Origin of the sequence: Xenophilus arseniciresistens, assembly GCF_028023875.1 — a bacterium.
GTDB classification, from domain to species: Bacteria; Pseudomonadota; Gammaproteobacteria; order Burkholderiales; family Burkholderiaceae_C; genus Xenophilus; species Xenophilus arseniciresistens.
The window spans coordinates 112432-132307 of the sequence record NZ_JAQIPB010000003.1; the positions used below are offsets into that span (position 1 = coordinate 112432).

Here is a 19876-nt window from a genome sequence, read left to right on the forward strand (position 1 = left end):
CGCTCGGGCTCAAACGCGCCGGAACACCAGGGTGCCGTTGGTGCCGCCAAAGCCGAAGTTGTTCTTCACGGCCACGTCGATCTTCATGTCCCGCGCCTCGTTGGCGCAGTAGTCCAGGTCGCATTCCGGGTCCTGGTTGAAGATGTTGATGGTCGGCGGGCTCTTCTGCTCATGCAGCGCGAGCACCGTGAACACCGACTCGATGCCGCCCGCGCCACCCAGCAGGTGACCGGTCATGGACTTGGTGGAGTTCACGACCAGCTTCTTCGCATGGGCGCCAAAGGCGTTCTTGATGGCATTGGTTTCGTTCAGGTCGCCCAGCGGCGTCGAGGTGCCATGCGCATTGAGGTAGTGCACCTCATCGGCATTGACGCCCGCATTGCGCAGCGCCGCTTCCATGGAACGGCGCGGGCCGTCCACGTTGGGCGCCGTCATGTGGAAGGCGTCGGCACTCATGCCGAAGCCCGACAGCTCGGCATAGATCTTGGCGCCGCGCGCCTTGGCATGCTCGTACTCCTCGAGCACCAGCACGCCTGCGCCCTCGCCCAGCACGAAGCCGTCGCGGTCCTTGTCCCAGGGGCGGGAGGCCGTGGCCGGATCGTCGTTGCGCGTGCTCAGGGCGCGCGCGGCCGCGAAGCCGCCCATGCCCAGCGGCGACACGGTGGATTCGGCACCGCCAGCCACCATCACGTCGGCATCGCCGGCCTGGATCATCCGCGCCGACATGCCGATGGCATGAAGACCCGTCGTGCAGGCCGTCACGATGGCGATGTTCGGCCCCGTGAAGCCGTACTTTATGGACAGGTGCCCGGAGATCATGTTGATGATCGAGGCGGGCACGAAGAACGGAGAGATGCGTCGCGGTCCACGCGCCGTCATCTCGCCATGGGTCTCTTCGATCAGCGGCAGGCCGCCGATGCCGGAGCCGATGTTGCAGCCAATGCGAAATGCCTGCTCAGGACTCAGCGCATCGCCCGTGGGCAAGCCTGCGTCCTGAACGGCCTGAATGCCTGCAGCCAGGCCGAGATGGATGAAGCGGTCCATATGACGCGCTTCCTTCTCGGTGATGTACTGCGTGATGTCGAAATCCCGGACCTGGCCGGCGAAGCGGCAGGACAGATTGCTGGCATCAAAGCGCGTGACAGTCTCGATGCCCGACTTGCCCGCGAGCAAGTTCGTCCAGCTGTCGGCAACGGTGTTTCCGACCGGGGAGATGCAACCGAGGCCGGTCACGACAACGCGGCGTGAGCTCATGCCGGCAAACCTTTCAAGGAGGAAGGAGGTCGTGGGAAGAATCTGCCGGACGCCAGGTGGGCGCCGCAGACAGCTCTGGCAGACAGGGGCAGGCCAGCCGCCCTGCTGCGATCAGGCCTTCTGGTTCTTGGTGGCGTAGTCGATCGCGTTCTGCACCGTCGTGATCTTCTCCGCGTCTTCGTCGGGGATCTCGATGCCGAATTCGTCTTCCAGGGCCATCACGAGTTCGACCGTGTCCAGCGAGTCGGCGCCCAGGTCGGCCACGAAAGCCTTCTCGTTGGTCACTTGCGACTCTTCCACGCCGAGTTGCTCGGCGATGATTTTCTTGACACGTGCTTCGATATCGCTCATTTGGTTCCCTCTGAGGGTGGTAAAGAATCTGTGGATTTTAGCCGGGCCGCCGAGGGCATTTGGCCCAAGGCCCGGCGTGGCGAAAGTTGGCGGCGGCGCCCGATTACATGTACATGCCGCCGTTGACGTGCAGCTCCTGCCCCGTCACGTAGCCGGCCTCGGGGGAAGCCAGGTAGGCCACCGCATGGGCGATGTCCTCGGGCTTGCCCAGATGGCCCAGCGGAATGGAGGCCAGCAGCGCCTGGTGCTGCGCTTCGGGCAGGGCGGCGGTCATGTCCGTGGCAATGAAACCCGGGGCGATGCAGTTGACGGTGATGCCGCGGCTGCCCAGTTCGCGCGCCAGTGCACGCGTCATGCCGGCCACGCCGGCCTTGGCTGCCGCGTAGTTGGCCTGGCCCGGGTTGCCCGAGGCGCCCACCACGCTGGTGATGCTGATGATGCGACCGAAACGCTGCTTCATCATCGGGCGGATCACGGCCCGCGAGAGGCGGAACACGGCCTTGAGGTTGGTGTCGATGACCGCGTCCCAGTCTTCATCCTTCAGGCGCATGGCCAGCATGTCGCGCGTGATGCCGGCGTTGTTCACCAGCACCTGCAGGCCGCCGTGGGCCTTGGAGACTTCGTCCACCAGCGCCTCGACGGCGGCGCCGTCGGTGACGTTGAGCACGCGGCCTTCCCCGCCGTGGGCAGCCAGCGCCTGCGTGATCTTGGCAGCGCCGTCGGCCGTGGTGCCGGTGCCGATGACCTTGTAGCCGCGCTGGGCCAGGGCCAGCGCAATCGCCGCGCCGATGCCGCGCGTGGCGCCCGTGACCAGGGCCACCTGGCCTGCGATGTTCGTGTTGTCGCTCATGACTGTGCTCTTTGGGTTCAGGCCGCCAGCAGCTCGCGCGTCTGCGCCAGCGAAGCCGGGTCGAAGATGGCGCCGTTGCCCAGCTCGGGCGCGATGCGCTTGGCCATGCCGGCCAGCACCTTGCCCGGCCCGCATTCGATGATCGCGCCCACGCCCCGGGCCTGCAGGGCCTGCATGCTTTCGACCCAGCGCACAGGGCCCGCCGCCTGACGCACCAGCGCCTCGCGGATGCGCGCAGGGTCGGTCTCGGTCGCCACGTCGATGTTGTTGAGCACCGGGATCTGCGGCGCGGCCAGCTCCAGCGTGGCCAGGCGCGCGCGCAGCGCCTCGGCCGCCGGCTTCATCAGGCTCGAATGGAACGGTGCCGACACCGGCAGCAGCAGCGCACGCTTGGCGCCCTGCGCCTTGAGCACCTCGCAGGCCTTGTCCACGGCCGCCTTGCTGCCCGCGATCACGGTCTGCATCGGATCGTTGAAGTTCACGGCCTCGACCACCTCGGCGCTGCCGGCGCCAAAACTGGCCGTCACCTCGGCGCAGCCTGCCTTGACCTGATCGGCCGCCATGCCCAGCACGGCCGCCATGGCGCCGGTGCCCACGGGCACGGCTTCCTGCATGGCCTGGGCGCGGAAGCGCACCAGCGGCGCCGCCTGTGCCAGCGTCAGCACGCCCGAAGCGACCAGGGCCGAATACTCGCCCAGCGAATGGCCGGCCACGATGGCCGGCAGCGCGCCGCCTTCGGCACGCCAGGCACGCCAGGCGGCCACGGCGGCGACCAGCATCACGGGCTGCGTGTTGGTGGTCAGCGCCAGCGCTTCCTTGGGGCCTTCATGGATCAGCTTGGCCACGTCCTCGCCCAGCGCTTCGGAGGCCTCGGCCAGCGCCTCGCGCACGGCCGGATGGTCGCCCCAGGCATCGAGCATGCCGACGGCCTGCGAGCCCTGGCCGGGAAAGACAAAAGCAAAGGAAGTCATCGTGTGTGTGTCTCCTACAAGCAGGAAGAAGCCGATCGGCCGCGGCGGCGACGCGCCCCGCAGCCGCTGCCACTACAGCGTCAGCAGCACCGCGCCCCAGGTGAAGCCGCCGCCCACGCCCTCGAGCATGACAGTGTCACCCTTGTTCACGCGACCGCTGCGCACCGCCGCGTCCAGCGCCAGCGGAATGGAGGCGGCCGAGGTGTTGCCATGCTCGTCCACGGTCACGATCAGCTTGTCCAGCGGCAGCTTCAGCTTCTTGGCCGTGCCCTGCATGATGCGGATGTTGGCCTGGTGCGGGATCAGCCAGTCGATGTCGGCGTCGGTCTTGCCGGCCTTGGCCAGCGTGGCCCGCGCCGCGTCTTCGAGCACGCGCACGGCCAGCTTGAACACGGCCTGACCGTCCATCTTGAGCAGGGGGCTGCCCAGCACCTGCCCACCCGACACATGGCCAGGCGTGCACAGAATGCCCACGTGCGAGCCGTCCGCATGCAGGTCGCTGGCCAGGATGCCGGGCGTGTCGCTGGCTTCCAGCACCACGGCGCCGGCGCCATCGCCGAACAGCACGCAGGTGGTGCGGTCGTTGAAATCGAGGATGCGCGAGAAGACCTCTGCGCCCACCACCAGCGCGCATCTGGCGCCGCCGGTGCGGATCATGGCGTCGGCCACGGTCAGCGCATAGACGAAACCGCTGCACACGGCCTGCACGTCGAAGGCCGGGCAGCCGGCAATGCCCAGCTTGTTCTGCAGGATGGCGGCCGACGAAGGGAAGACCATGTCCGGCGTCGAGGTCGCGACGATGATCAGGTCCACCTCGCTGGCCCGGCGACCGGCGGCTTCCAGCGCCTGGCGGCAGGCCGGTAGCGCCAGATCGCTGCTGGTCACATCAGGCGCGGCGAAGTGGCGCGCGCGAATGCCCGTGCGTTCGACGATCCACTCATCGGAGGTCTCGATGCCGCGCTGCGCCAGTTCGCGGGCCAGATCGTCGTTGGTCACTCGGCGCTCGGGCAGATGGCTGCCGGTGCCGGTGATGCGGGAAAAGAGGGTCATCAGGGATGCGTGGCTGCCGCGGCTTCGGGAGCGGGCACTGGCGCCGAGCGCGCCAGCAGAGGCGCGGCTCGCGCGATGCGCTCTTGCACGCGGTCAAGCAGGTTGTTGCGGGCGGCATCATAAGCCCGATCCAGGGCATGGCCGAAAGCCCACTCGTCGGCCGAGCCGTGGCTCTTGAACACCAGGCCGCGCAGGCCCAACAGCGCGGCGCCGTTGTAGCGGCGGTGATCCAGCCGGCCCTTGAGCGCCTTGAGCACCGGGTAGGCCACCACGGCCGCCAGCTTGCTCAGCACCCCGCGCGAGAACTCCTGGCGCATGAAGTCCACGATCATGGACGCCACGCCTTCGGTCGCCTTGAGCGCGATGTTGCCGACGAAACCGTCGCACACCACGATCTCCGTGGTGCCCTTGAAGATGTCGTTGCCTTCCACGTTGCCGTGGAAGTTCAGTGCGCCCGCGCGCCCGGCTTCCTGCAGCAGCAGGCTGGCTTTCTTGATGGTTTCGCTGCCCTTGATGGCTTCTTCGCCCACATTGAGCAGGCCCACCGTGGGCGTTTCGTTGCCCGTGAGCGCAGACACCAGGGCCGAGCCCAGCACGGCGAACTGCAGCAGGTCTTCGGCGTCGCAATCCACGTTGGCGCCCAGGTCCAGCACCGTGGTGGCGCCGCCCTTGCCGTTGGGCAGTTGCGGGGCGATGGCCGGCCGGTCGATGCCTTCGAGGGTTTTGAGCAGATAGCGCGCGATGGCCATCAGCGCGCCGGTGTTGCCTGCAGAAATGGCGGCCTGCGCAGCGCCATCCTTGACCTGCTGGATGGCCACGCGCATCGAAGAATCCTTCTTCTTGCGCAAGGCGATCTCGACCGGATCGTCCATGCCCACCACTTCGCTCGCGGCCACCACAGTGGCGCGCGGATGCGAGAAGGCGGCCAGCGCCTCGAGCCTGCCCACCAGCACGAGGCGCGCGTCGGGGTGGCGCTCCAGGAAGGCGCGGCAGGCCGACAGCGTCACGCCCGGCCCGTGGTCACCACCCATGCAGTCCACCGCCAGCGTGATGCCAGCCGGCGTGGGCGCGGAATCTGAAGAAGAAAGGTCGAGACTCATCAAAACAAAGGCCCGCAGCTACAAAGGAGGTAGCTCGGGCCTCGGCCTTGAAAGGACTGGATCAGGCTTCAGCCTTGGTCTTCAGAACCTTGCGGCCACGGTAGAAACCGTTGGGGCTGATGTGGTGACGCAGATGCGTTTCGCCGGTGGTGGGTTCTACGGCGATGCCGGGCGTGCCCAGTGCGTTGTGCGAACGGTGCATGCCACGCTTGGAGGGCGACTTCTTGTTTTGCTGAACGGCCATGATCGGCTCCTGCTAATTCGGTAAAGAGTGAGTGGGTGCCGCGCGACCGCTCATCGATCCGGCCCCGCCCTGCCCACGAATGGACACGGCTTCGGCCGGCAGATCGGGGCTGGCCCCGCCTTTGGCACCGGACCTGCCCCTGTGAAGACCTTCCGGGCCTGCGCTGCAACGAGTGACTGCGCAATGCCTTTGCTGGAAGTCCTGCGAGCCGGCAGGCGCGCGCGAAGCCCACGATTATATGCCGAGTGGGGACGGGGGCGCCAGCCCCTGCTGACGCACGACCGGTCAGCCCGGTCCGCCGGGCTTTTTCTTGAGCTGCGCCAGCGCGGCAAAGGGATTGGGGCGCTCGGCCTGCGCGGCTTCGAAATCCTCATCCTGAACCGACATGGGCACTTCGGTCGGGCAATGCGCATGGCGCGGAGCCACCGGCATCTCCATCAGCAATTCGTCCTCGACCAGCTCACGCAGGTCGAAGCTCTTGCTGATCACCAGCACGTCCTCCTCGGCATCCTCGTCCTCCAGGGCCGCGGTTTCCTCGTCGGCCACGAAACGGAACCAGCGCTGCGCCTGCAGCTCCGCAGCCAGGGGCTGCAGGCAGCGCTGGCAGGTCAGCGGGAGGGTGGCCTCGGCCTGCACATGCAGCCAGGGCGTGGCCGCGCCGCCACTGTCGCTGCGCCACTCGCCCTGCGCGCGCCACTGCACGCCCGAAGGCAGGTCGCTGCTGGCGGCCTCGGCCTGCAGCCGCTCGAAGGCGCGCAGGGGCTCGCTGGCCTCCAGCAGCGCGCCCGCCTGCGCAAAGGCCGCCACATCCAGGCGGCTGGCATCGAAATCCTTTTTCATGGGGGCAGTCTACGCGCCAGCGGGCCCAGCCCGGCCCCGCATCGCAGGACAGCCACACGGCCCGCGCGCGTCACGGTGCGCGACGAAAATGCGCGCCATGCAAAGAACCGTGATCCTTGGCTCCACCTCGCGCTACCGCCGCGGCCTGATGGAGCGCCTGCAGATGCCCTTCGAAGTCCACGCACCCGAAGTCGATGAAAGCCCCCTGCCCGGCGAGGCGCCGGCCGCGCTGGCCGCGCGCCTGGCCCTGGCCAAGGCCCGCGCGGTGGCCCGGCGCTTTCCCGAGGCGGTGGTGATCGGTTCGGACCAGGTGGCCGACCTGGACGGCGAGGCCCTGGGCAAGCCCGGCGACCATGCGCGCGCGGTGGCTCAGTTGCAGCGCATGCGCGGGCGCACGCTGGTGTTCCAGACGGCGCTGGCGGTGGTCTGCGAAGCCAGCTGTTTCGTCCAGCAGGACCTGGCGCCCGTGCGCGTGGTGTTCCGCGAACTCAGCGATGCCGCCATCGAGCAGTACCTGCGCGCCGAGCAGCCCTACGACTGCGCCGGCAGCGCCAAGAGCGAAGGCCTGGGCATCGCGCTGCTCGACGCCATCGACAGCGACGACCCCACGGCGCTGGTGGGCCTGCCGCTGATCCGCACCTGCCGCATGCTGCGCGCGGCCGGCATCGCCCTGCTCTGAACGGGCACGATGGCCACGCTCTACCTCGTTCCCGCGCCGCTGGATTTCGGCTGCGAGACCCAGACCCCCATCGCCGACGTGTTGCCGCACGCCACGCTGGCCGCGGCCGCGGGGCTCACGCACTGGATCTGCGAAAACGCCAAGAGCGCGCGCGCCGTGCTCAAGCGCATCGACGTCGTGGTGCCGCTGGCCGCGCCGCTGCAGGCCCAGATCATTCAGGAACTGCCGCGCGCGGTGCACAAGAAAGGCGACCACGCGGGCAGTGCCGGCGCCGCGCCCTTCGATGCGCGCACGCTGCTGGCGCCGCTGGCGGCGGGGCAGGACATGGGCCTGATCAGCGAAGCCGGCATGCCCGCGGTGGCCGACCCCGGCAGCGCAGTGGTGCGGGCCGCGCACGCCATGGGCGCTGCGGTGGTGCCGCTGGTGGGGCCGGTCTCGCTGCTGCTGGCGCTGGCCGCCAGCGGCCTCAATGGCCAGAACTTCGCCTTCGTGGGCTATCTGCCGCAGGATGCGTCCGCGCGCCAGCAGCGCATCCGCGAGCTTGAAGCCCTGGCCCTGCGCACGGGACAGACCCAGTTGTTCATCGAAACGCCTTATCGCAACGCCGCCGTACATGACGCGCTGCTGGCCACCCTGCAGCCCGGCACCCGGCTGGCCGAAGCCGCCGGGCTGACCCTGGCGCAGGCCAGCATCCTCAGCGACAGCATCCAGGGCTGGCGCCGCCGGCCGGCGCCCACGCATCACCGGCTGCCCACGGTCTTTGCCATCGGTGCCTGACGCGATCGCCTTTTTTCGCGCCTGCATGCGCACTTCCTTTTCCCTTCTGACTTGAACACCTCCGCTTCCCTGCACACCGCGACCCGCTGGGCCGCACGCAACCAGTTCTTCTGCTCGGGCTTCATCTTTGCGACCTGGGGCGTCCACATCCCTACCGTCAAGGCGCACTACGGGCTGGACGAAGCCACGCTGGGCCTGGCCATGCTGGCGGCCGGCTTCGGCGCCCTGTTCGGCCTCACGCGCGCCAGCCGCTGGATCGCGCGCTTCGGCGCCGGCCCCTGCGCCCGCCTGAGCGGGGCGGTCTACGCCCTGCTGCTGGCGGGGCTGCTGGCCATGCCCGGCTACGCAGGCCTGCTGGCGCTGCTGGCGGTCTTCGGCGTGGTCACCAGCGTGTTCGACGTGGCCATCAACACCGAAGCCGCGCAGATCGAACTGCTGCAAGGCCAGCCGCTGATGAGCGGCATGCACGGGATGTTCAGCCTGGGCGGCATGGTGGGCGCCATGAGTGGCAGCGCCGCGCTGGCGGCCGGCCTCGGGGCCACCGCGCATCTGCTGGCGGTGGCGCTGCTGGTGGCCGCAGCCATCGGGGGCCTGGGCCACTGGATGCTGCCGGCGCGCCACACGCAGTCGGCGGCCACCCAGGAGGGCTTTCGCCTGCCCCGCGGCGCGCTGGTGGTGCTGGGCGTGCTGGCCGCGCTGGGGCTGATCGCCGAAGGCGCCATGTACGACTGGAGCGTGCTGTACCTGCAGCAGGAACTGGGCAGCCCGCAGGAGCAGGCGGCGCTGGCCTACGCCAGCTTCTCGGCCGCGATGGCGGCTGCGCGTTTCGGCGGCGATGCGCTGCGTGCGCGCTTCGACGCCGCGGTGCTGGTACGCGGCAGCGCGTTGCTCGCCGCCGCGGCCATGACGCTGGTGCTGCTGACCGATTCACCCTGGATCGCGCTGGCCGGCTGTGCCGGCGTGGGCATCGGCTTTGCCAACGTGGTGCCGGTGCTGTTCGCCGCCGCGGCGCGCGTGCCGGGCATCGAGCCGGCTCGCGGCATTGCGGCTGTTTCTGCTGCGGCCTACCTGGGCTTCATGGCCGGCCCGCCGCTGATCGGGCTGGTCGCGCGCGTCAGTTCGCTGACGCTGGCACTGGGCGTGGTGGTGCTGTTCGCGCTGGCACTGGCCGTCTCGGCCAGGCACGCGCGCGCCTGAACACCGCTCAGCGCACCGCGGGCGTGGACTGCAGCGCGCGCACCGTGGCCGCGCCCGCAGCCGCGCCGAAGCGCTTGGCCAGGCGCTCTGCCACGTTTTCGCGGCGCGTGTAGTCGATGATTTCCTCGGCCTTGAGCACGTCGCGGGCCACGAATTCAACGCTGCCCAGCTTGTCGGCCAGGCCCAGTTCCACGGCCTGCTGGCCGGTCCAGAACAAGCCGCTGAACAGGCCCGGCGTGTCGGCCTTCAGGCGATCGCCGCGGCCCTTTTTCACCACGTCGATGAACTGGGCGTGGATCTGGTCGAGCATCTGCTGCGCATGCGCGCGCTGGGCTTCGCTCACGGGGCTGAACGGGTCCAGGAAGCCCTTGTTCTCGCCCGAGGTCATCAGGCGGCGTTCCACCCCCAGCTTTTCCATGGTGCCGGTGAAGCCGAAGCCGTCCATCAGCACGCCGATGCTGCCCACCAGGCTGGCCTTGTCGACGAAGATCTCGTCGGCCGCCGCCGCGATGTAGTAGGCCGCCGAGGCGCAGCTTTCTTCCACCACCACATACACCGGCTTGTTGTGCTTGGCGCGCAGGCGCTTGATCTCGTCATGGATGATGCCGGCCTGCACGGGGCTGCCGCCGGGCGAGTTGATGAGCAGCACCACGCCCTTGGAGCCCGCGTCCTCGAAGGCGCTGCGCATGGCGGCCACGATGTGCTCGGCGCTGACATCCGAATCGCCGGCGATGGCGCCCTCGATCTCGACCACCGCCGTGTGCGGCGTGGTGTTCACCGTGGTGCTGGGCGCGCGCGAGAGACCCAGCCAGACCAGCGCCACGAAAAAGGCCAGCCAGGCCAGACGCACGAAGGTCTTCCAGCGGCGCGCGGCGCGTTGTTCCTTGATTGCGGCGAAGGCCAGCTTCTCGAGCGTGGCGCGCTCCCAGCCGGGCTTGGAGGTGGGGTCGTTGTTCACAGGGGATGCAGGTGCGGTGAAAGGCGCCGGCGCAGCCGGCGTGGGAAGCGGATCGGGGCCGAAGCCCGCGGGCTCGCGTCGGTCAGGGTCGCTCATGGGGGAATCGATGGCCGCCCGTGTGGCGGCTAGAACTGCAGGGGCTGCAGGTTCCAGGCAGTATGCCAGTGCACCACGCCGTCCTGCTCGCTCAGGGGGATCTTGACCAGGCCGCCTCGGCAGGGGCCGCCGGCGCACTCGCCGCTGTCGGGCCGGTAGGCCGCGCCATGGGTGGCGCACAGAAGCCACTGGCCGCTGTCGTCGAAGAAGCGGTTTTCCTGGTAGTCCATCTCCATCGCCACGTGGGTGCAGCGGTTCAGGTAGGCATGCGCGCGGCCCTCGAAGCGGATGGCGAAGGCGCGGCAGCTCTGTCCGCCGTAGACCACATCGAAGGGCACGGCGCGGCCGCCCTCGACCAGATCGCGCGAATGGCACAGGGCCACGGCGGGGCCCCTGTCCTCCTCAGGCATGGGCCGGGGTGGCGGGGGGCTGGGCAGCATGGCTTCCTGCTTCTCAGGCGTGGGCCTGCAGCCAGGCCGAAAGATCGGGCACCGAATGCGCCACGTGCAGGGGCGACAGCGGCGCGAAGCCTTCGGGCGTGTGGGCGCCGTAGCTCACCCCGACGCTGGCGCAACCGGCATTGAGGGCCAGCTGCAGGTCGTGCGTGGTGTCGCCGATCATCAGCGTGCGCTCGGCCGGCACCTGCAGCTCTTCCATCAACTCCAGCAGCATGCGCGGATGCGGCTTGCCGAAGGTCTCGTCGGCGGTGCGCGAGGCATCGAAGCGTTCGCGCAGGGCCACGGTGTCCAGCGCCAGGTCCAGCCCGCGGCGCGACTTGCCCGTGGCCACGGCCAGCTTGTGGCCGCGCGCACGCAAGGCGTCGAGCATGGGCAGCACGCCGTCGAAGAGCACCAGGTCGTCCTGATGGGCCAGGAAGTGGTAGCGGTAGCGCGCGCCCAGTTCGGGGTACCTGGCCGGTGGCACGTCGGGTGCGGCCTTGGCCAGGGCCTCGGCCAGGCCCAGGCCGATGACCCAGGCCGCGTCGTGGTCGGTGGGGCGGCGCCCGCCCACGTCGACCACGGCCGACTGGATGCAGCGCACGATCAGCGCCGTGGAGTCGTACAGCGTGCCATCCCAGTCGAAGGCAATCAGGTCAAAGCGGCGCGCGCGCGCCGCATCAGGCGGAAGGGTCATGGTCGGCAAGGGATTGCAGTGCGGCCGGCGGCAGCAGCGCCGCCAGCTCGGAAGGAAGATCGGCCTGCAGCGCCAGCGGCTGGCCCGTGGCCGGATGCGTCAAGCGCAGGCGCCAGGCATGCAGGAACATGCGCCTGACGCCCAGTTGCGTCAGCGCGCGGCGGCGCTCGAAGTCGCCGTATTTGTCATCGCCCACGATGGGGTGGCCGGCCGAAGACAGGTGCACGCGGATCTGGTGCGTGCGCCCGGTCTTGATGGTGACGGCCAGCAGGCTCATGGGCTGATCATCGCCGGCCAGCGTGACACGCGCGAGCACGCGCACCAAAGTCAGCGCGCGCAGGGCGTCGGGGTGGTCCTTGTCCACGACCTTGACGCGGCGCTCGCCCTCGGCCTGCCCGGGCTGGGGCGGCAGCAGGTAGCGCGCCAGCGGCGCGTCCAGCACCTTCAGGCGCGCGGGCCAGTCGCCCTCCACCAGCGCCAGGTAGGTCTTGCCGGTCTCGCGCGTGCGGAACTGGGCCTGCAGCGCCGTGAGCGCGCTGCGTTTCTTGGCCACCAGCAGCACGCCCGAGGTCTCGCGGTCCAGCCGGTGCACCAGTTCGAGGAAGCGGGCCGTGGGCCGCGCGGCGCGCAGCTGCTCGATCACGCCGAAGCTCAGGCCGCTGCCGCCATGCACCGCCACGCCGGCCGGCTTGTTGATGGCCAGCAGCGCTTCGTCTTCGTGCAGCAGATCGAAGCCGCGCGGCGGCGCCGCCGGTGCCGGTGCGGCGGCGCTCACGCGCACGGGCGGCAGGCGCAGCAGGTCGCCCGCGGCCACGCGCGTGTCGGCCTGCACGCGGCCCTTGTTCAGCCGCACCTCGCCCGAGCGGATGATCCGGTAGACATGGGTCTTGGGCACGCCCTTGAGCATGCGGAACAGGAAGTTGTCCAGTCGCTGACCGGCGGACTCCTCGTCCACGGTCAGGAATTGCACCTCACCGGACGAAGGTGTGCGACCTGCCGCCGATGCCTGCGGCTTCGCACCTATAATGTTTTTCACCAGCGCGCCTGTGTAAGTGCTTGATTTGAACGAGAAGTTTAGAGCACCCAACTAAGCCCTGGCAGGTCGATGCCGCCCCGGCAGTGCCACCCCAAGCCCCGCGCATCCGCGCCCGGCACCGGAAAGCACCCAAGGGTCTGGCCGACACAGACGAAACCCCGACACGGAATACCCCAAGCCGACCGGCGCCCCAATCGGTGCGCTGATCGGTGGATACAAGCGAGTGCCCCTGCTGTGCTGATGTGGCTGATTCAAATGTGCCTGCGCTGGCTGATGCCCGCGCCGCAGGGCATTGAAGCCACGACCGCCAGCGTCAAGACCGACCGCCCCGCCCCACGAGGGCCGGCCGCTTGGCCTCGACGCGGCATCGGCCTCGCCCCCATCCTCGCGCCACCCACCCCCTGGCCAGCGGGCTGAGCCCGACCGCAGGTGGGGCGGCTGACTGCCCCTCCTACGAACGCCTTGCGGAGTGCCACGGCCATTCCCCCGTCGTTTCGCTGCGTCGTCCGCGCATCGTGGGCCCCCATCGGGCCAGTACGAGACAACCAAAAGGACACGCACTCCCATGAAGCGGATGCTGATCAACGCCACGCAGGCCGAAGAACGCCGCCTGGCCATCGTCGACGGGCAAAAGCTCCTCGACTATGAAATCGAGATCGAAGGGCGCGAACAGCGCAAGGGCAACATCTACAAGGCCGTCGTCACGCGCGTCGAGCCTTCGCTGGAAGCCTGCTTCGTCAACTATGGCGAAGAACGCCACGGCTTCCTGCCGTTCAAGGAAATCTCCAAGCAGTACTTCGCCGAAGGCGTTTCCGCCAGCTCGGCCCGCATCCAGGATGCGATCAAGGAAGGCCAGGAAATCCTGGTGCAGGTGGAGAAGGAAGAACGTGGCAACAAGGGCGCAGCCCTGACCACCTTCATCAGCCTGGCCGGCCGCTATGTGGTGCTGATGCCCAACAACCCGCGCGGCGGCGGTGTGAGCCGGCGCATCGAGGGCGAGAAGCGCGCCGAGCTCAAGGAAGCGCTGGACCAGCTCGACTACCCCAAGGGCATGAGCATCATCGTGCGCACGGCAGGCATCGAGCGCTCGGCCAAGGAACTGCAGTGGGACCTGAGCTACCTGCTCAAGCTCTGGACCGCCATCGAAAGCGCCAGCAGCGGCAAGGGCGCCTTCCTGATCTACCAGGAATCCTCGCTCGTCATCCGCGCGATCCGCGACTACTTCGACGAGAAGATGGGTGATGTCCTGATCGACGAGGACAACATCTACGAGCAGGCCAAGCAGTTCATGCAGTACGTGATGCCTGAGCATGCAGCCAAGATCAAGCGCTACCGCGACGACGCGGCGCTGTTCAGCCGCTTCCAGATCGAGCATCAGATCGAATCGGCCTACGCCCGCACGGTGCAGCTGCCCAGCGGCGGCGCCATCGTGATCGACCACACCGAAGCGCTGGTGTCCATCGACGTCAACTCGGCGCGCGCCATCAAGGGCAGCGACATCGAGGAAACCGCCACCCGCACCAACCTGGAAGCCGCCGACGAAGTGGCGCGCCAGCTGCGCCTGCGCGACATCGGCGGCCTGGTGGTAATCGACTTCATCGACATGGATGAGTCGAAGAACCGCCGCGAGGTCGAAGAGCGCCTGAAGAACGCCCTCAAGCAGGACCGTGCGCGCCTGCAGTTCGGCTCCATCAGCAAGTTCGGCCTGCTCGAGATGAGCCGCCAGCGCCTCAAGCCCGCGCTCAGCGAAGGCGCGTCCATCCCCTGCCCGCGCTGCGGCGGCTCGGGCCACATCCGCGACACCGAATCGAGCGCGCTGCAGATCCTGCGCATCATTCAGGAAGAGTCCATGAAGGACAACACGGCCGCCGTGCACACGCAGGTGCCGGTGGAAGTGGCCTCCTTCCTGCTCAACGAGAAGCGCACCGAGATCGCCAAGATCGAGATCAAGCAGCGCGTGAGCGTGCTGATGGTGCCCAACAAGACGCTGGAGACGCCCAACTACCGCCTGGAGCGCCTCAAGCACGACGACCCGCGCCTGGACCAGCTGCGCGCCAGCTACACCATGGCCGAGGACTTCGACGAGCAGGAAGGCATCACGCGCCGCTCGCAGGAGCCCACCAACCGCCAGACGCCCGTGATCAAGGGCCTGGTGGTGCCCGATTCGCCGCCGCCGCAGCCCGAGCCTCGCGCCCCCAGGGCCGAAGCCGCGCCGGCCCCGGCCGTCGCCCCCGCGCCCGTGGCGGCGCCCGCACCCGCGCCCGCGCAGGGCGGCATCCTGGGCTGGATCAAGAGCCTGTTCGGCGGCAGCAGCAGCAACGCGCCGGCGCCCGTGGCTGCGCCCGCCCCTGCGGCAGCACCGGCGGCCGACGAAGCCCGCGCACCGCGCCGTGAAGGACGTGGTGGTCGTGGCCGTGGCGGTGAACGCCGTGATGGCGAGCGCGGTGAACGCGGCGAGCGTCGTGATGGTGAACGCGCTGAGCGTGGCGGTGAACGCCGTGATGAGCGTCGTGTCGAAGGCAGCGAACGCGGTGAACGTGGCGAGCGCCGTGACGGCGAACGCGGTGAGCGCCGCGGCCGTGGCAATGGCGAAGGCCGCCGCGAAGGTGGACGTGGTGAAGGTGATCGCGACCCGAATCGCGCACCACGCGAAGCGGGCGAACGCCGCCCGCGTGGCGAACGCCGTGAAAACCTTGAAGCCCTGCCGGCCGGCGAAGCACTGCAGGACGACAACAACAGCAGCAGCAGCAACGGCTTCAACGCCGAAGCGCGCGAGGGCCATGGCGAAGCTCGTGAGGGCCGTGAAGGTTCACGCTCGCGCCGTGGTTCGGGCGAACGTCGCCAGGACGACGAAGGCCGTGCGCCGCGTGAAGAACGTGGTGAGCGCGGCGAACGCGGTGAAGGCCGCGCCCGCCCCCTGGCCGCCGATGCCGAAGGCAACCTGAACGACGGTGCGGCTGAACCTCAGGAGTTCAATGGCGCCGAAGCAGCCGGCACCCGTGGCGACGAAGAGCCGCGCCGCGGCCGTTCGCGTGACCGCTATGGCCGTGACCGGCGCGAGCGCGGTGAGCGCGGCCCGCGTGAAGGTCGCGAAGGCCGTGAAGACCGCGATGCGCGCGGCGATGAGCAGGAAGGCGCTGCTGCCGCACTGGCGGTGGCCGACTCCATGGCGGCCCAGCCGCCGGTGAGCGTGCAGGCCGCCGCCGCCCAGGTTGCCGAGCCGCAGGACAGCCCGAGCGCCGTGGCCAGCGAGGCCCCGGCCCGTGTGGAGCCGGCACCGGTGGCGCCCGTGGGTGCGGCCGAGCCGGTGGTGACGCAGGCAACTGCAGCCCCGGTGGCTGCATCGGCGCCCGCCGCCACGCGCAGCGGACTGCCCCGCGTGCAGGCCTTCGAACTGCCCGTGCAGGACCTCAATGCCATCGCCGAAAGCGCGCAGCTGGAATGGGTGAACTCGAACGCCGAGCGCGTGGCGCAGGTGCGCGCCGCCATCGCGGCCGAGCCCGCACCGGTGCATGTGCCGCGCCAGCGCCCGCCGCTGATCGTGATCGACGAAGGCGCGCTCGAACTGGTGGAAACGCGCCAGGACCTGGGCCGCATGGAGCTGCCCAACGTGCGCAGCGACGAGGCTCCCGCCGCGCGGGTCTGAGCACCGCCGCGCCGCCATCTGGCGGCGCCGGCCGGATGGCACAACGCCCCGATGCCAGGACCGGCATCGGGGCGTTGTTCTTTGCGCGCTCCACGGATCGGGGCTCAGCCCCGTCGCAGCCACCCCCACCACACGCAGCCCAGCGCGGGAACGCCCAGGCACACCCAGGCCAGCCAGTCACCCACGCCTGCATCGCTGAACAGGGCCGTGCTCAGGCCCACCAGCGTCAGCAGGCCCAGCAGCAGCGGCCAGCCCCACAGGCGCCAGAAGGCGCTGCGCGCGGCTTGATGCGGGCGCGCGGCCTCCCGCTTGCGGATTTCAACGCCGCTCATGCACTGCGGCCCTCAAGGGCATCACCCTCACGCATCTGGGCTTCGCGGCGTGCGGCCAATGGTGGCGACAGCCCCACGCCAGGCACCGGCGCGGCAGGGGCAGGCGGGCGCCGGTGCTCATTCACCGGATTGCCCTTCTTGAGCCACAGATAAAGCCCACTGCCCAGCACCACGATGGTGGCGATGTCCAGCACCGCCCAGAGGATCTGCATGGGCATGCCGCCGTAGTCGCCGAAGTGCAGCGGCTGCGACACCAGCAGCGCCGTCAGGTACCAGGGCAGCTTGGGCGCGGCCGTCACCTCGGCCGTCCGGGCATCCACCAGCACGGGCTGCAGCAGGCGCGAGGTCAGTGGCGTGTTGCCCTTGAGGAAGAAGGTGTGGTGGTGCGGGCTGGAAAAGGCCGTGCCCGGAAAGGCGATGAACGAAAGCCGGTTGCCGGGCGCCTGCTGGTGCGCGACCTGCAGCGACTGCTGCAGCGATGCGCGCTCGGCCACGGGCACCGTGGGCTGGTCCTTGTAGGGCGCCAGCAGGGTGCTGAGCTGGTCGTACTGCCAGTACTTGATGAGCAGGTCGGCCCAGGTGTTGATCATGCCGGTGGCGCCGACCACGAAAAACCACACCAGGGTGACGATGCCCAGCAGGTTGTGCAGGTCCAGCCACTTCAGGCGCGGGCGTCGGTCGCGCCGCACGGTGGCGAAGTCGAGCTTGCGCATGAAGGGGCTGTAGAGCACCACGCCGCTGACGATGGCCACCAGCAGCAGCAGGCCCATCAGCCCCAGGAAGAGCTTGCCCGGCAGGCCTGCGAACAGGTCCACATGCAGCTTGAACATCACCCACATGAAGCCCTCGTCGAAGCGCGGCGTGGGCAGCGCCTGGGCGGTGCGCGCGTCCACCGCCACCGAGCGGAAGTCGTCGGTGGGCGCGGGTGTGGGCGTGAGCGTCACGAACCAGAGGTTCTCGTCGTCCTCGCTCAGCGATGCGAACTGCACCACGCGCTCGGGGTGCTTCGCCCGCGCCACGTCGAGGATGCGGTCCAGGCTCTGGTGCGGGATGCCGGGCGCCATCTTCGGCGCTTCCACTTCGGTGCCCAGCAGGTGCCCGATCTCGTGGTGGAAGATCAGCGGCAGGCCCGTCAGGCACAGCAGCAGCATGAAGACGGTGCAGACCAGGCTGCTCCATTTGTGGACCCAGGTCCAGGTCTTGATGGCGTGGGTGGTCAGGGCCATGGCCGGAATCTCACGAAAGGGTGTCGCTCAGAATTTGTAGGTTGCACTGGCCACCACGTTGCGGCGGGCGCCCCACCAGCAGTCGCCACGGGCCAGGCAGGTGCTGAAGTACACCTTGTCGGTGGCGTTGTTGACGTTCAGGGCCAGGCGCCACTGGTCGGACTCGTAGGCCAGCATCAGGTCGAGCAGGGCCACCGAGGGTACACGCGGGCCCGCCGCGGCGCCGATGCCGTCGCGGAATGCGCTCATGTAGCGCACCCCGGCGCCGGCCGAGAAGCCCGGCATGCCCGCGACGGCGAAGCGGTACTTGCCCCACACCGCAGCCTGACTGCCGGGCATGCCGCCGAGCTTGGCGTCGGCATCGATGTAGTTGTAGTGGGCGATCAGGTCGAAGTCGCGCGCCAGCGTGGTCTTGAGCTCGAGTTCCAGGCCCTTGTTCTTGGTCATGTCGAGCTGGCGGCCGTAGTTCGGATTGGTGCTGTCCGAGACCACGCGGTTCTTTTCTTCGAGCGAGTACACCGAGGCGGTGAAGCTGGTGGCCGAGCCGGCCGGCTGGTACTTCACGCCCGCTTCCCACTGCTCGCCGCGCAGCGGCTTGAACAGGCGGCCGCCGGCATCGGTGCCGGCCAGCGGCGTGAAGGATTCGGTGTAGCTCAGGTACGGCGACCAGCCCGAAGGCAGCATGTACATCGCGCCCAGGCGCCGCGTCGTGGCCGTGGTCGTCTCGGAGGCGCCGCCCGCCGTGCCGGCCGTGCTGCGGTCATGGCGCAGGCCGGCCACAAAGGCCCAGTTGCCCCACTTCATCTGGTCCTGCACGTAGACGCCGGCGTTGCGCTGCGTGGTGCGGGGCTGGTCGCTCAGCTCGAGCACCGGCACATGGCCGAAGCCATAAAGCGGCGCATAGGCGTCGATGACGCTGGCCACCGAGCCCTGGCGCTTGTCCTGGCGCTGGCGCGAGTATTCCGCGCCCAGCAGCAGCGTGTGGCGCACGGGGCCGGTGTCCAGGGTGCCCTGCACGTGGTTGTCGATGCTGCCGATGCGCGTCCAGGTCAGGGCCTTGTCGTTGTAGCGGCCGAGCAGGCGCTGGCCCGCGGGGTCTGCGCCCCAGCCGCCCGTGATGGAGAAGAAATCGCCCCAGTGGTAGTGCGAGTCGTTGAACGTGTGCGCCATGCGCGCGTTCTGGCGGAAGGTCCACCGGTCGTTGAAGCGGTGCTCGAAGAGCCAGCCGAAGGTCTTGCGGTCAGTGTCGTAGCCGTCGCCGGGCTCGCCGATGAAGCGGCTGCTGGGCAGCGGGCCATTGACGTTCGGCAGGATCGTGCCCTGCCAGGGGAAGAACTGCGCGGTGCTGCCGGTGCGGTCCTCCTGCCACAGCCCCTGCAGCGTCAGCGAGGTGGCCGCGCTGGGCTGCCACGTGAGCGAGGGCATGATCAGCGAGCGATCGTCCGGCACATGGTCCACCTGCGTGTCGGCCTTGCGGTGCAGTGCCACCAGGCGGTACGACCAGGTGCCGTCGGCCGTCAGCGGGCCGGTCAGGTCGGCCTGGATCTGCTTGCGCCCCCAGGAGCCGAACTGCACGCCCACCTCGCGCGCGGCCACCGGCTGCGGACGCTTGCTGACCATGTTGAGCACACCGGCGGCGGTGCCGGCGCCGAACAGCATGCCGGCCGGGCCGCGCAGCACTTCGAGCCGCTCCAGCGTGTACGGGTCGGGACGCGCGGTCGCGGTGTACCAGCCGGAGGAATACATCTGCAGCCCGTCGAGGTACATCGAGGGTTCGCTGCCGCGCACCATGAAGCTGTCGGCACGCGAATCCAGGCCGTAGCCATCGGAGCGCACGCCGGCCGCATAGGTCAACGCATCCTGCAGGGTGGTTGCGCCCTGGTCCGTGATCTGGTCGCGCGTGACCACCGTCACCGACTGCGGCGTCTCGGCCAGCGGCGTGTCGGTCTTGGTGGCGGTCGCGGCGTTGCGCGCGCGGTAGCCGATCACGGGCGAGGTGGCGGTTTCGCGCTCGGCCTCGGCGCCCACGCGGATCACCGGAAGGGTGTTCTCCGGCGGCACGGCAGGCTCGGCGGTCTGCGCGGCGACGGGTGTTGCGGCAGCGCTCAACGCGGCGGCCATGGCAAGGCAGCGGT

General features: G+C 69.3%; 19 protein-coding genes. 4 read left to right on the plus strand and 15 right to left on the minus strand.

Going from position 1 to position 19876, the window contains the following annotated elements; translation table 11 throughout:
• Positions 1–9 precede the first annotated feature (9 nt).
• The 8 genes from fabF to PGB34_RS09205 form a co-directional block, all read right to left on the minus strand.
• The gene (gene fabF, locus PGB34_RS09170; RefSeq protein ID WP_271427785.1) at positions 10–1254 is read right to left on the minus strand and encodes a beta-ketoacyl-ACP synthase II; all 1245 of its coding nucleotides are present in this window, start codon (positions 1252–1254) and stop codon (positions 10–12) included.
• Between the two features lie 111 nt (positions 1255–1365).
• Positions 1366–1605 (minus strand): acyl carrier protein, encoded by a 240-nt coding sequence (acpP, locus tag PGB34_RS09175; RefSeq protein ID WP_066117603.1) that lies wholly within the window; start codon positions 1603–1605, stop codon positions 1366–1368.
• 103 nt (positions 1606–1708) lie between these two features.
• The gene (gene fabG, locus PGB34_RS09180; protein ID WP_271427786.1) at positions 1709–2455 is read right to left on the minus strand and encodes a 3-oxoacyl-ACP reductase FabG; all 747 of its coding nucleotides are present in this window, start codon (positions 2453–2455) and stop codon (positions 1709–1711) included.
• Positions 2456–2472: 17 nt separating this feature from the next.
• Complete coding sequence (gene fabD, locus PGB34_RS09185) at positions 2473–3426, minus strand: ACP S-malonyltransferase (protein ID WP_271427787.1); 954 nt, start codon at positions 3424–3426, stop codon at positions 2473–2475.
• Between the two features lie 72 nt (positions 3427–3498).
• A complete protein-coding gene (locus PGB34_RS09190; protein ID WP_271427788.1) occupies positions 3499–4476 on the minus strand; it encodes a beta-ketoacyl-ACP synthase III in 978 nt (325 codons plus the stop codon).
• On the minus strand, positions 4476–5576 hold the full coding sequence (plsX, locus tag PGB34_RS09195) for a phosphate acyltransferase PlsX (protein WP_271427789.1): 1101 nt from the start codon (positions 5574–5576) through the stop codon (positions 4476–4478). The genes PGB34_RS09190 and plsX overlap by 1 nt, the downstream gene beginning before the upstream one ends.
• A 61-nt stretch (positions 5577–5637) precedes the next feature.
• Positions 5638–5820, minus strand: a complete 183-nt coding sequence (gene rpmF, locus PGB34_RS09200) for a 50S ribosomal protein L32 (protein ID WP_271427790.1) — start codon at positions 5818–5820, stop codon at positions 5638–5640.
• A 285-nt stretch (positions 5821–6105) separates the two neighbouring features.
• The gene (locus PGB34_RS09205) at positions 6106–6660 is read right to left on the minus strand and encodes a YceD family protein (RefSeq protein WP_271427791.1); all 555 of its coding nucleotides are present in this window, start codon (positions 6658–6660) and stop codon (positions 6106–6108) included.
• Between the two features lie 97 nt (positions 6661–6757).
• Between PGB34_RS09205 and PGB34_RS09210 the strand changes: the two genes are divergently transcribed.
• The 3 genes from PGB34_RS09210 to PGB34_RS09220 are packed head-to-tail and all read left to right on the plus strand — an operon-like array spanning position 6758 to position 9313.
• Positions 6758–7339 carry a Maf family nucleotide pyrophosphatase gene (locus PGB34_RS09210; RefSeq protein WP_271427792.1) on the plus strand — a complete coding sequence of 194 codons (582 nt, stop codon included), beginning with the start codon at positions 6758–6760 and terminating at the stop codon, positions 7337–7339.
• 9 nt (positions 7340–7348) lie between these two features.
• Positions 7349–8116 carry an SAM-dependent methyltransferase gene (locus tag PGB34_RS09215; protein ID WP_271427793.1) on the plus strand — a complete coding sequence of 256 codons (768 nt, stop codon included), beginning with the start codon at positions 7349–7351 and terminating at the stop codon, positions 8114–8116.
• A 51-nt stretch (positions 8117–8167) separates the two neighbouring features.
• Positions 8168–9313 carry an MFS transporter gene (locus PGB34_RS09220; protein WP_271427794.1) on the plus strand — a complete coding sequence of 382 codons (1146 nt, stop codon included), beginning with the start codon at positions 8168–8170 and terminating at the stop codon, positions 9311–9313.
• A gap of 7 nt (positions 9314–9320) precedes the next feature.
• On the opposite strand, the gene PGB34_RS09225 is transcribed toward PGB34_RS09220, so the two are convergent.
• From PGB34_RS09225 to PGB34_RS09240, 4 genes are read right to left on the minus strand one after another with little or no spacing between them, the layout of a single operon-like run.
• Positions 9321–10367: a S49 family peptidase gene (locus tag PGB34_RS09225; RefSeq protein ID WP_271427795.1), complete on the minus strand. Its 1047-nt coding sequence runs from the start codon at positions 10365–10367 to the stop codon at positions 9321–9323.
• Between the two features lie 29 nt (positions 10368–10396).
• Positions 10397–10777: a Rieske (2Fe-2S) protein gene (locus tag PGB34_RS09230; protein WP_271427796.1), complete on the minus strand. Its 381-nt coding sequence runs from the start codon at positions 10775–10777 to the stop codon at positions 10397–10399.
• A gap of 43 nt (positions 10778–10820) precedes the next feature.
• Positions 10821–11501 carry an HAD family hydrolase gene (locus PGB34_RS09235; protein ID WP_271427797.1) on the minus strand — a complete coding sequence of 227 codons (681 nt, stop codon included), beginning with the start codon at positions 11499–11501 and terminating at the stop codon, positions 10821–10823.
• Positions 11485–12525 carry an RluA family pseudouridine synthase gene (locus PGB34_RS09240; protein ID WP_408647869.1) on the minus strand — a complete coding sequence of 347 codons (1041 nt, stop codon included), beginning with the start codon at positions 12523–12525 and terminating at the stop codon, positions 11485–11487. Before PGB34_RS09240 ends, PGB34_RS09235 begins: the two co-directional genes overlap by 17 nt.
• A gap of 577 nt (positions 12526–13102) precedes the next feature.
• On the opposite strand from PGB34_RS09240, the gene PGB34_RS09245 reads away from it, so the two are divergent.
• Complete coding sequence (locus PGB34_RS09245) at positions 13103–16183, plus strand: Rne/Rng family ribonuclease (protein ID WP_271427799.1); 3081 nt, start codon at positions 13103–13105, stop codon at positions 16181–16183.
• Positions 16184–16287: 104 nt separating this feature from the next.
• Here the strand turns inward: PGB34_RS09245 and PGB34_RS09250 are convergent, their stop codons facing one another.
• Genes PGB34_RS09250 through PGB34_RS09260 form a run of 3 tightly spaced genes read right to left on the minus strand, consistent with a single transcriptional unit; the run spans position 16288 to position 19862 of the window.
• Entirely contained in the window at positions 16288–16515 is a 228-nt protein-coding gene (locus PGB34_RS09250) for a hypothetical protein (protein ID WP_271427800.1), read from the minus strand.
• Entirely contained in the window at positions 16512–17735 is a 1224-nt protein-coding gene (locus tag PGB34_RS09255; RefSeq protein ID WP_271428246.1) for a PepSY-associated TM helix domain-containing protein, read from the minus strand. The genes PGB34_RS09250 and PGB34_RS09255 overlap by 4 nt, the downstream gene beginning before the upstream one ends.
• Before the next feature lie 33 nt (positions 17736–17768).
• A complete protein-coding gene (locus PGB34_RS09260) occupies positions 17769–19862 on the minus strand; it encodes a TonB-dependent siderophore receptor (protein ID WP_271427801.1) in 2094 nt (697 codons plus the stop codon).
• Positions 19863–19876: the final 14 nt, after the last annotated feature.